Here is an 11452-nt window from a genome sequence, read left to right on the forward strand (position 1 = left end):
GGACGCCGGCGACTCGCCCGGCAGGACGCGCGTCCGCCGAGACACCGCGGCGGAGTGACTCAGGCCGGCAGGAACAGGTCCGACACCACCCGGCCGCACCAGTCCAGCAGCGCGAGACCCGTCACCGGGGACGACGGGATGCCCGACGTGCGCGGCGCGGGGATGAGCACGGCGTCCATCGCGGCCCGAACCTGGGCACCGGGATACAGCCGCTGCATCCGGACCCTGCGCGAGTCGGCCATCGCGACAGGCCCGAAACGGATCGCCTGCCCGGCGACGATGACCTCGGTGAGACCCGCTCGACGCGCCAGCAGCCGGAAGTCGGCGACGGCCAGCAGGGCCCGGACGGGCTCCGGCGGCTCGCCGTACCGATCCTGCAGCTCCGCACGGACGGCGTCCAGCTCGGCAGGGGTCCGCACCTCGGCGATCCGCTTGTACATCTCCAGCCGCAACCGCTCCGACTCGATGTACGGCACCGGCAGATGCGCGGTCACGGGCAGTTCGATCCGCAGCTCCGGCTCGGGCTCGACGTCCTCGCCGCGGAACTCGGCGACGGCCTCCCCCACCAGCCGCAGGTACAGGTCGAAGCCGACGTCGGCGATGTGGCCGGACTGCTCCCCGCCCAGCAGATTGCCGGCGCCGCGGATCTCCAGATCCTTCATCGCGATCTGCATGCCGGCGCCCAGGTCGGTGTGGGCGGCCATCGTGGCCAGGCGATCGTGCGCGGTCTCGGTGAGCGGCTTGTCGGGCGGGTAGAGGAAATACGCATACCCGCGCTCGCGGCCCCGCCCGACGCGTCCGCGCAACTGGTGCAACTGGGACAGGCCGAACCGGTCGGCCCGGTCGATGAGCAGAGTATTGGCCGTCGAGATGTCCAGACCGGCCTCGACGATGGTCGTGCACACCAGGACGTCGGCGCGGCGCTCCCAGAAGTCGACCATGACCTTCTCCAGCCTCGCCTCCCCCATCTGCCCGTGGGCGACGGCGACGCGCGCGTCGGGGACGAGCGTCTGAAGCCGCGTGGCGACCTTCTCGATGCTGCTCACGCGGTTGTGGATGAAGAAGACCTGTCCCTCGCGGGCGAGTTCGCGCCGGATCGCGGCGGTGACCTGCGCCTCGTCGTACGGCCCGGCGAACGTGAGGACCGGGTGCCGCTCCTCGGGAGGCGTGGCGATGACGCTCAGCTCGCGAATGCCGGTGACGGCCATCTCCAGCGTCCGTGGAATCGGCGTCGCGGACATCGCGAGCACATCCACGTTCAGCCGCAGCTTCTTCAGCGCCTCCTTGTGCTCGACGCCGAATCGCTGCTCCTCGTCGATGATGACGAGGCCGAGGTCCTTGAACGCGATCTCGGGGCTGAGCAGCCGGTGGGTGCCGACGACGACGTCCACCGCGCCCGTCGCGAGGCCGTCGACGGTCGCCTTCGCCTCCGCCGCGCTCTGGAACCGGCTGAGCGGCGCCACGTTGATGGGGAAACCCGCATACCGGTCGGCGAATGTCTGGTGGTGCTGCTGGACGAGCAGTGTCGTCGGCACGAGCACGGCGACCTGCTTGCCGTCCTGCACGGCCTTGAACGCCGCCCGGACCGCGATCTCGGTCTTGCCGTACCCGACATCGCCGCAGATCAGCCGGTCCATGGGGACGACCTGCTCCATGTCGGTCTTGACCTCGTCGATGGCCGACAACTGGTCGGGTGTCTCGACATGGCTGAAGCTGTCCTCGAGCTCCTGCTGCCACACCGTGTCCGGCGAGAACGCATGCCCGCGCGACGCCTGGCGTGCCGCGTACAGCTTGATGAGCTCGGCGGCGATCTCGCGGACGGCCTTCCGCGCGCGGCTCTTGCGCTTCGACCAGTCGCCGCCGCCGAGCCGGTCCAGCGACGGGTTCTCGCCGCCGACGTAGCGGGTGATCTGGTCGAGCTGGTCCATCGGAAGGTACAGGCGATCGCCGGGCTGACCGCGTTTGGACGGCGCGAACTCGATCACCAGGTATTCCCGTGTCGAGCCCTGCACGTCCCGCTGCACCATCTCGACGTACCGGCCGACACCGTGCACCTGGTGGACGACGGGGTCGCCGTCGGCGAGTTCGAGCGGATCGATCTGGTTGCGGCGACGCGCCGGGAGCTTGCGGCCGCCCCGGTCGGGATCGCGGCGTCCGGTCAGGTCGCCCGACGACAGCAGGGCGAATCTCCCCTCGGGGGCGAGCAGCCCGTGCCGCACCTCGGCGACCAGGATGTTGACGACGCCCGGGACGATCTCGGCCTGCCGCGCGACGGGCACCCCGGCTTCCCCGAGCACCTCGGCGAGACGCTTCGCGAGGCCTTCGGTCTCCGCCGCGAGCACGACGTCCCACCGGTCGGCGAGGTGCGTCGTGATCGCTGCCAGCGCCGCGTCGGTGCCTGCGATCGTCTCCACGGGCGAGAATCCCGTCGAGGCGGACTCCACCTGGCTCCCCAAGGACACCTCGGAGAGATCGACCACCTCGCCGTCCTCGGCGACCAGCGGGCTGCCCGCCGCGACGTCGGGGCCGGCGCTGAACGGGGACAGCCCCCACCACGACTGGCCGCGATCGAGGGCGCGCCGCCGAACCTGGGCGAGCGTCCGGTACGCCGACCCGGCCAGGTCGACCGGTGCCGTGCCGCCCTCGGCGGCCGCCGTCCACGCGGCGTGGAGGAACTCGGCGGACGTCTCGGCGAGCTCGATCGCCCGGGCACGGACGGCCTCGGGCTCGGCGACCAGCACGAGCGCGTCGCCGGGCAGCACGTCGACCAGGAGTTCGAGCCGGTCGACGAGGACGGCCGACAAGGACTCCATGCCGTCGACCGCGTGGCCCTCGGCGATCCGGTCGCACATCTCGACGAGCGCGGCGGGCATGCCGTCCGTGTCGGCCAGCGTCCGCGCTCGGGCGCGCACCTGCGGCGTGAGGAGCAGTTCGCGGCACGGGTAAGCGATGACCCGGTCGAGCGGCTCGTCGAACGACCGCTGATCGGCGACGGCGAAGTGCCGCAGTCCCTCCAGGGTGTCGCCGAAGAAGTCGGCCCGGAGCGGGTGTTCCTCGGTGGGCGGGAACACGTCGATGATGCCGCCGCGGACGGCGAACTCGCCGCGGCGCTGGACGAGGTCGACCCGGACGTACGCGGCGTCCACGAGGCTGCGCGCGACGTCGGCGAGATCGTAGTCGCCGCCGGCGACCAGCTCGACGGGACGCAGGTCGCCGAGCCCCGCGACCTGCGGCTGCAGCAGCGACCGGACCGGTGCGACGACCACCCGCGGGGCGGGCAGCTCGGAGGTGCCGGCGAAGCGGCGCAGCACGGCCAGCCGGCGCCCCACGGTGTCGGAGCGGGGGCTCAGCCGCTCGTGCGGCAGCGTCTCCCACGCCGGGTAGTACGCCACGGCGTCCTCGCCCAGCAGCGACGCGATCTCGGCGGTCTGCGCCTCGGCCTCGCGGTAGGTGGCGCAGACCAGCAGCAGGGTGCGGCCGGTCTCTCGGGCCAGGGTCGCCGTCACGAAGGGACGCATGGCGGCCGGCCCTGCGAGGTCGAAGGTGCGCGTCGCGGCGTGATCGGCGACGGCCTGCCGCAGGTTCGGCTGCTCCCCGATGCGCGCCAGCACGGCGGACACGAGCGGATCGGGTGTCATGGAGTCTCTTTCCGGAGGGTTCACGGGCGCCGGCGCAGCGGCGTCGGTCCCGGCCGGCACGGGCCGGACCGTGCCCCAGTATGCACCTCCGCGCCGAGCGGGAGGCCGGACGGCCGTGTCAGGAGTTGAAGCGGTTCTGCGCGGTGGCGAGCCCGTCGAGCAGGAGCGCCTCCACGGCGTCGGCGGCGCGGTCCACGAGCTCGTCCAGGTCGGCGGTCAGCGCCTTCGGGAAGCCGGAGAGGACGAAGTCGGCCGGGTCCTGGCGTCCGGGCGGGCGGCCGATGCCGACGCGGACCCGGAGGAAGTCGCCGGTGCCGAGGGACGCCCGGATGGACCGCAGCCCGTTGTGCCCGTTGTCGCCGCCACCGAGCTTGAGTCGCAGCCTGCCGAAGTCGAGGTCGAGCTCGTCGTGCACGACGACGATCCGTTCCGCCGGCACCTGGAAGTACTTCGCGGTCTTCCCGACCGCCAGGCCCGACTCGTTCATGAACGTCCGGGAGCGCACGAGGACGACCGTGTCGGCGTCCGCCCCGACGGCCCCGATCCCGGAGGGGGTGATCCGTGTCTGGCTGAGGTCGGCGCGCAGGCCCTTCCCACTGCTCCAGGTGGAGCGGGCACGGCGGGACAGTTCGGCGACCACCATCGCCCCGACGTTGTGCCGGTGGGACGCGTAGGTCGGGCCCGGATTACCGAGCCCGACCACAAGCCAGCGTGACACGAACGGACTACTCCTCGGCTGCCTCGGCCTGCTCGCCCTCGGCCTCGGCACCCTCGCCCTCGGCGGCCTCGGCGACCGGCGCCTCGACGGCCGGCGCGTTCACCGACACCATCAGGTCGTCGGGCGCGCCGTTGAACACGGCGCCCTCGGGAAGGGCCAGGTCCTTCGCGAACACCTGCGCCCCGATCAGCAGGCCGGCGACGCTGACCTCGATCTGGGCCGGGATGTTGGTCGCCTCGACCTCCAACGCGATGGTCTGCTGGTCGGCCACGACGACGGCCGAGGCATCGCCCGGCTCGCCGACGACGATCAGCGGCACCTCGACGGTGACCTTCTCACCGCGCCTGACGATGATGAGGTCGATGTGCTCGATGGTGTCCCTGACCGGGTCGCGCTGGATCTGCTTCGGCAGCGCGAGCTGCTCGTCGCCACCGTCCACCTCGATGGACATCAGCGCGTTCGCGACACGCATCGCGAGCTGGGTCTCATGTCCCGGCAGACTGATGTGCACGGGATCAGCGCCGTGACCGTACATCACGGCGGGAACGCGGCCTGCACGCCGCAGGCGACGGGAAGCGCCCTTGCCGAACTCGGTGCGGGATTGGGCGGCAAGCTTGACCTCTGACACGAACTCTCCTCTTCGACCATGTCTACGCAGGCGCTCGCCGAGGAGGTCCTTGTCGATCACGGGCAAAGCCCCTCGCCGAGGCAACTTTCGAAAGATTACCCGAATCCCCGCGTGCCGCGCGAATCGCCGTCGATCCCGCGCACCGCGGCGCCATGCGAACCGCGTCTGCGGCGTGACATTTCGCGCGCGGAACGGCCCGCGGGGCCGTCCCGGGCCGTCTTCGCCGGCGCGAAGGGACGGAATGTCACGCGGAAGAGCTGTGCTGCCGCCAGGGCGGCGACGCCCGCCCGCGGCCAGCCGCTGTGACATTCCGCGCGCGCACGCACCGATGGCCGCGTGACAGGGCGCCTCGGCGCACGCGACGGGCCGGAATGTCACAGCGCGGGGAGACGGGTGCCGCGGCCGTCCGCGGCGGAATGCTCAGTTGTTGTTGTTGAAGAGTTGGGCGACCGAGCCGTCCTCGAACACCTGCATGATCGCCTTCGCGATGAGGGGTGCGATGGACAGCACTGTGAGCTGCCGGATGTGGAGGTCGTCGGCGATCGGCAGGGTGTTCGTCACGATCACCTCTTCGAACGCGGACGCGTTCAGACGGTCGGCGGCCGGGCCGGACAGGATGGGGTGGGTCGCCGCGGCGATGACCCGCTTCGCGCCCATCTCCATCAGCACCTCGGCGGCCTGACAGATGGTTCCGGCCGTGTCGATCATGTCGTCGACCAGCAGGCAGGTGCGCCCCGCGACATCGCCGACGACCTCGCTCACGGCGACCTCGTTGGCCTTGCTCGGGTCGCGTCGCTTGTGGATGATCGCGAGCGGGGCGCCGAGGCGGTCGGTCCACGAGTCGGCGAGGCGGACGCGTCCGGCATCGGGCGACACGACCGTCATCTCGTCCAGGCTGTACTTCTCCTGGACGTAGGGCGCCAGCACCGGCATCGCGAAGAGATGGTCGAGGGGCCCGTCGAAGAAGCCCTGGATCTGGGCGGCGTGGAGGTCGAGCGACATCATCCGGTCGGCGCCGGCCGTCTTGTACAGGTCGGCGATGAGCCTGGCGGAGATGGGTTCGCGGCCGAGGTGTTTCTTGTCCTGCCGCGAGTACGGGTAGAAGGGGACGACGACGGTGATGCGGTTCGCGGATGCCCGTTTGAGGGCGTCCACCATGATGAGGTGCTCCATGAGCCACTCGTTGAGGGGTGCCGGGTGACACTGGATGACGAACGCGTCGGAGCCGCGGACCGACTCCTCGTAGCGGACGTAGATCTCGGAGTTCGCGTAGGTCAACGCGCGGGTGGGGACGAGCTCGACACCCATCAGCTCGGCGACCTCCTGGGCCAGGTCCGGGTAGGCCCGCCCCGAGAAGAGCATGAGCTGCTTCTCGTACGGCCGCTTGATTCCGGTCACCGGACGTCCTCCGTCCCGTCCTCGGCGAGCGCAGCCTGGGCCGCCTCCTCGGTCTTCGTGCCGGCCCGTTTTCGCGCGACCCAGCCGGCTATGTTGCGCTGCTGGCCGCGGGCGACCGCGAGTTCGCCCGGCCCGACGGGGTTGGTGATCGTCGACCCCGCCGCGACGTAGGCGCCGTCGGCGATGCTGGCCGGCGCCACGAGGACGGAGTCGCTGCCGACGAAGCTGTGCCGGCCGACGGTCGTCCGGTACTTCCCGACGCCGTCGTAGTTGGCGAAGATCGTGCCGGCGCCGATGTTGGCGCCCTCCCCGATCTCGGCGTCGCCGCAGTAGGTGAGGTGCGGCACCTTTGCGCCCTCTCCGATGTGGGCGTTCTTCGTCTCGACGAACGCGCCGACCTTGGAGCCGGCTTCGAGGATCGTGCCCGGCCGCATGTAGGAGAAGGGACCGACGCTGGCCCCGGGGCCGATCTCGGCGAGTTGACCGTGCGTGCGGATCACCGTGGCGTTCTCGCCGACGACGCAGTCGACGAGCGTCGTGTCGGGCCCGATCGTCGCGCCGGAGGAGACGCTCGTGGCGCCGTAGAGGTGGGTGCCGGGAAGGATGGTCACGTCGGGGGCGAGGTCGACCGAATCGTGCAGCCAGGTCGTCGCCGGGTCGATGATCGTGACCCCGGCCAGCATCCACTTCTCGCACAGCCGCCGGTTTCGGACAGCGTTCATGCGGGCCAGCTCGACCCGGGTGTTGACGCCCTCGGTCTGGATCGTGTCGGCGATCTGCATCGTCGCGACCCGGCCGCCGACGCTGCGACAGTAGGTGACGACATCGGTGAGGTACTGCTCGCCCTGATGGTTGTCGGTGGTGAGACCGGCCAGGCCCGCCCGGAGGATCTGGGCGTCGAAGACGTAGATCCCCGAGTTGATCTCGTGGATCTCGCGCTCGGCGGGGGATGCGTCGCGGTGCTCGACGATGCGCGTGACCTCGCCGTGGTCGCGGACGATGCGTCCGTAGCCGTCGGGCTCCGGGACGTCGGCGGTGAGGATCGTCACGCCGGCACTCTCGCGCCGGTGGGTCGAGACGAGGTCGACCAGCGTGTCGCCCTCCAGCAGCGGGACGTCCCCGTAGGTGACGACCACCTCGCCGGTGAGATCGCCCAGGTCGCGCAGACCGCACGCCACGGCATGCCCTGTGCCCAGGGGTTCGGGCTGCTCGGCGGTCTCGACGCCCGCTCCGAACGCCTCCAGCGCCGCGAGCACCTGCTCCTTGAGCTGGCCGACGACCACCACGAGATGGTCGGGTCGCAGCGCACTCGCCGCCGCGACCGCGTAGCTCAGCATCGGACGTCCGGCCACCTCGTGCAACAGCTTCGAGGTGGCGGACTTCATGCGGGTACCGCCGCCTGCCGCCAGGACGACGACGGCTGCGACGGGCGATGGCGCGGAACCGGTCTGGTCAGCGGACACGGGCACTCCCTACGGTCGAACACGGTCTCCGCTCCCCGGGTAGGAGTCGAACCTACGTCGCTGGTCCTGATTCAAAGTCAGGCGGGCCCTGCCGGCAGACCAACCGGGGAACTTCCCCCTGCGCAGGGGAAGCGGCCAGGTGAATGGCCGGTGCCAACTCTACGGTGCCCGGCGCGCGTCGCGCACGTCAGCGTCGCTTCCCGGCGACCGGCCCGGAGCGACGACCGGCCCGGCACGGCGAGGAGTTCGGGGAGTCACCGTCCGCGCCGATTCCGCTACTTGACGGTGTGTCAAGTAGCGGACATCCTGCCACCAGGAGGCGATTCAGGGCAGACTGGCCCGGTGAGCGCCAACCCCGAACCGGTTCGCCGCGCCCGGCGTACGCGTGTCCGGATGACGCGGGAGCAGCGGCGCGACCAGCTCGTCGAGGTCGCACGCGGACTGTTCGCCGAGAAGGGCTTCGAGGGGACGTCCGTCGAAGAGATCGCGGCCCGGGCCGAGGTCAGCAAGCCGGTCGTGTACGAGCACTTCGGCGGCAAGGAGGGCCTCTACGCGGTGGTCGTCGACCGCGAGGTCGTGCGGCTCGATCTGGCCATCCACAACGCCCTCACTCGTCAGCAATCCAGTGCACGACGGCTCATCGAGCTCGGCACGCTGGCGCTGCTGGACTACATCGACGAATCCCCCGAAGGGTTCCGGATCATCTCGCGCGACACGTCCGGCGGAGAGGCGGGGTCGGGGTCGTTCGCCACGATCCTGTCGGGCGTCGCAACCCGCGTGGAGCACCTCCTCGCCGACCACTTCGAGCGCAGCCACTTCCCGTCGGCGATGGCTCCGATGTACGCCCAGATGCTCGTCGGGCTCGTCGGCCTCACCGGGCAGTGGTGGCTGGACTCGCGCGATCGCTACGACCTGTCCCGGCAGGAGGTGGCGGCCCATCTGGTGAACCTCGCCTGGAATGGGATGCGCCATCTGGAGGTCGAGCCGCACCTGCGCTCGACGGTACCCGCAGAGCCGGTCGAAGGCGTGGGCCGCGCCCCGGAGCCGTCCTGAGCACCGTCCCCGGGGACCGGGCCCGCGCTCGCGGAGCGACCCGGGTCGATGCCCGTGCCGGGGCTCACGCTGCGACGGGCAGCCGGAGGATCACGCGCGTCCCCTGCCCGGGCGCCGACCGCATCGCGATCGTGCCGCCGTGGCGCTCGACGATGATGCGAACGATCGACAGGCCGAGCCCCGATCCTTCCTTTCCGCGGGCGTTCGTGCCACGGGCGAGTTCGTCCCACAGGAACGGGATCTCGTCGTGCGCGATGCCCCACCCCGTGTCGGAGACTTCAAGGGTGACGAACCCCTCGTCCTCGGTGCCCCGGATCTCGATCCGCGCTCCCGGATCGGAGTACTTCGCCGCGTTCGCGATGAGGTTGTACACCGCGACGACCAGGAGATCCGGGTCTCCCTCCACGGCGGGAACCGGCCACGGAACCTTCGGGAACTCGATTCGCACGTCCAGGGCGGGATCGATCGAGGTCACCGCGTCGACCGCGTCACGACACATGTCCTCGAGATCCACAGGCAGTCGCTCGATGGAGCGCGTCTCGAGGTCGATGAGCTTCGCGAGTTCTGTCACCAGGCGACTCAGCCGCGTCGCCTGAGCGTCCGCGACGTCGAGCGCCGCCGGATTCTCCGGCGCGGCCGCGAGCGCGCTGCGGATCGCTGTGACGGGGTTCTTGATCTCGTGGTCGAGCCGGCGCAGGAATCGGTGGTGCGCGGATCGTTCCTCCTCCTGAGCCCGTTCGACAGCCGATTCGACCCTGCGTGACTCGCGTGAGCGACGGAGCCCCCGCAGCACCACGACACCCGCGGCGGCGAACCCGGTGAGAAGCACCAGCGTGGACAGGGGCACGGACAGGTGAAACCAGGGGTTGGCCCCGCCGATCCAGAAGAACAGGGCCAGGGCGGCGCCGGCCAGGGCAAGCCCGGCTGCGGCGACAAGCCTCCGCCTCATGCCCCGGTCACCTCTCCGACGAAGCGGTATCCGGACTGCTGCACGGTCTCGATGTAGCGCGGATGCTGCGCATCGTCGCCGAGTACCCGGCGCAGCTCCGCGACCCGGTGGTCGATCGCCCGCGTCGACACCGCGAACTCGTACCCCCACAGCGTCGACAACAGCCGTTCCCTCGTGAGCAGTTCGTCAGGGTGGCTCATCAGGTATTCCAGCAGGAGCGTTGCGCGGGGCGTCGGCACCACTTCGGCGCCTGCGAGGCGCACCCGACGAGCGGTGCGGTCGAACTCCAGTTCCCCGCACGTCAACCGGGTGGCGGCCGCCAGCGTCCGTTTTCCGGGCGTTGTGCGCCGCAGCACCGCCCGGAGCCGCGAGACCAGCTCTGCGGGTTCGAACGGTTTGCCGAGATAGTCGTCGGCACCCTCGTCGAGCGCGGCCGAGCGTTCGAAGGCTTCGTCGACCTTGGTGAGCAGGATCACGGGGGTCCAATCCTCCCGCCTCCGCAGCTCTCGGAGGAACGAGCGTCCGTCGCGCCGCGGCATGAGGACGTCGCTGACCACGATATCGATGGGGTGAGAGGCGAGCATCTGCAGGGCTTCCTCGCCGTCGCGGGCGATCAGCACATCGAAGCCGCTGCGTTCGAGGTACGGCCCCAGCGTCGAGGTGATCGGCTCCTCGTCGTCGACGAGCAGCACCCGGGGATCCGCGGTCACGACGTGGCCGCCCGGATCGTGCCCCAGATCACCACGAGGACGAGGGCCGCATAGACGACCGTCGCGGCATAGCCGAGCACCAGTCCCATGGCCGCGAGACCGGTCCCGGCGTCGCCGCGCCTGCGAATCTGCCGCAGCGCGATGTGGCCGAGGGCCACGGGGAGGAGCGCGAACCCCAGCAGCCCGAGCACGAAGGCGGTGATCGCGAGCCCGTTCGTCCTGGGCTCGATCGGGCCGGGCTGCTGAGGTCGGGCGACGCCGGGCGCCACGGGGCAGTGGACGTCAGTCAACAGTCGCGTCTTTCATGACGACCGAACCGGTCGACTTGTCGTCGACGGACGGCGAGCCCTTCTCCCAGCTCACGATGGAGCCGACGGAACTGGCGCTGAGGGAGATGTCGTCGGCCTCGCTGACAACCACCACGACGCCGACGGCGTCGATCTGCAGGGTTCCGACCTGCTGTGCGAGCACAACTGCCCCGTTCCCCGTGATGACCAGCTTGTCGCAGGTGTCGGCGAGTCTCACGACCGACCCCTGCCCGGCTACCTTGGCGGTGCCGTCGACACAGCGCACCTCGGTCGTGACCGCGTCCGCGTACTTCGTGCGGATCGACCCCTCGGCCGGGGTCTGGGACGGAGTCTCGCTCCGGCTCTCGGAATCGCTCTCGCCTCCGGTGGTCGCGGACGGAGCGGCGGTCTCCACCGGCGTGGACGCCTCGACCGGAGTGGAGACCTCGACAGACGGCTTGTCCTCGGCGTCGGGGCCCGAGGAGACGTTGAGAGCGCAGCCGGTCAGCGACACGGCGGCGGTCAGCACAGCGAGAAGGACCGGGGTATGCATGTTTCGTCTGGTGTGACTCATATCCCCACAGTATTTAGGAAGTGGGGGCCACTGG

General features: G+C 70.6%; 10 protein-coding genes and 1 tRNA gene. 1 reads left to right on the forward strand and 10 read right to left on the reverse strand.

The window, feature by feature from the left end:
* Positions 1-59: 59 nt before the first annotated feature.
* From mfd to G555_RS0104670, 6 genes are all read right to left on the reverse strand, one after another.
* Entirely contained in the window at positions 60-3638 is a 3579-nt protein-coding gene (mfd, locus tag G555_RS0104645) for a transcription-repair coupling factor (protein WP_036921299.1), read from the reverse strand.
* A gap of 118 nt (positions 3639-3756) precedes the next feature.
* Positions 3757-4356, reverse strand: coding sequence for an aminoacyl-tRNA hydrolase (pth, locus tag G555_RS0104650; RefSeq protein ID WP_028707974.1), 600 nt, complete (start codon positions 4354-4356; stop codon positions 3757-3759).
* Between the two features lie 7 nt (positions 4357-4363).
* The gene (locus tag G555_RS0104655; RefSeq protein WP_028707975.1) at positions 4364-4984 is read right to left on the reverse strand and encodes a 50S ribosomal protein L25/general stress protein Ctc; all 621 of its coding nucleotides are present in this window, start codon (positions 4982-4984) and stop codon (positions 4364-4366) included.
* Positions 4985-5404: 420 nt separating this feature from the next.
* Complete coding sequence (locus G555_RS0104660) at positions 5405-6382, reverse strand: ribose-phosphate diphosphokinase (protein WP_028707976.1); 978 nt, start codon at positions 6380-6382, stop codon at positions 5405-5407.
* The gene (gene glmU, locus G555_RS0104665) at positions 6379-7845 is read right to left on the reverse strand and encodes a bifunctional UDP-N-acetylglucosamine diphosphorylase/glucosamine-1-phosphate N-acetyltransferase GlmU (protein WP_028707977.1); all 1467 of its coding nucleotides are present in this window, start codon (positions 7843-7845) and stop codon (positions 6379-6381) included. Before glmU ends, G555_RS0104660 begins: the two co-directional genes overlap by 4 nt.
* A 31-nt stretch (positions 7846-7876) precedes the next feature.
* A tRNA-Gln gene (locus tag G555_RS0104670) sits at positions 7877-7955 on the reverse strand.
* A 283-nt stretch (positions 7956-8238) separates the two neighbouring features.
* On the opposite strand from G555_RS0104670, the gene G555_RS17975 reads away from it, so the two are divergent.
* On the forward strand, positions 8239-8898 hold the full coding sequence (locus G555_RS17975) for a TetR family transcriptional regulator (protein ID WP_051208446.1): 660 nt from the start codon (positions 8239-8241) through the stop codon (positions 8896-8898).
* Positions 8899-8962: 64 nt separating this feature from the next.
* Here G555_RS17975 and G555_RS0104680 read toward each other — a convergent pair whose 3' ends face one another.
* The 4 genes from G555_RS0104680 to G555_RS0104695 are packed head-to-tail and all read right to left on the reverse strand — an operon-like array spanning position 8963 to position 11418.
* A complete protein-coding gene (locus G555_RS0104680; RefSeq protein WP_028707978.1) occupies positions 8963-9847 on the reverse strand; it encodes a sensor histidine kinase in 885 nt (294 codons plus the stop codon).
* Positions 9844-10557: a response regulator transcription factor gene (locus G555_RS0104685; protein ID WP_028707979.1), complete on the reverse strand. Its 714-nt coding sequence runs from the start codon at positions 10555-10557 to the stop codon at positions 9844-9846. Before G555_RS0104685 ends, G555_RS0104680 begins: the two co-directional genes overlap by 4 nt.
* Positions 10554-10847: a DUF4190 domain-containing protein gene (locus G555_RS17980; protein ID WP_211223175.1), complete on the reverse strand. Its 294-nt coding sequence runs from the start codon at positions 10845-10847 to the stop codon at positions 10554-10556. The genes G555_RS0104685 and G555_RS17980 overlap by 4 nt, the downstream gene beginning before the upstream one ends.
* On the reverse strand, positions 10840-11418 hold the full coding sequence (locus G555_RS0104695) for a hypothetical protein (RefSeq protein WP_156887436.1): 579 nt from the start codon (positions 11416-11418) through the stop codon (positions 10840-10842). Before G555_RS0104695 ends, G555_RS17980 begins: the two co-directional genes overlap by 8 nt.
* Between the last annotated feature and the right edge of the window lie 34 nt (positions 11419-11452).

The organism is Propionicicella superfundia DSM 22317 (assembly GCF_000423465.1).
Lineage (GTDB): Bacteria > Actinomycetota > Actinomycetes > Propionibacteriales > Propionibacteriaceae > Propionicicella > Propionicicella superfundia.

Excerpts from the sequence above, each read along its gene's own strand:
- mfd (WP_036921299.1), bottom strand. The coding sequence starts at position 3,638 with ATGACACCCGATCCGCTCGTGTCCGCCGTGCTGGCGCGCATCGGGGAG.
- G555_RS0104680 (WP_028707978.1), bottom strand. The coding sequence starts at position 9,847 with ATGAGGCGGAGGCTTGTCGCCGCAGCCGGGCTTGCCCTGGCCGGCGCC.
- G555_RS0104695 (WP_156887436.1), bottom strand. The coding sequence starts at position 11,418 with ATGAGTCACACCAGACGAAACATGCATACCCCGGTCCTTCTCGCTGTG.
- G555_RS17975 (WP_051208446.1), top strand. The coding sequence starts at position 8,239 with ATGACGCGGGAGCAGCGGCGCGACCAGCTCGTCGAGGTCGCACGCGGA.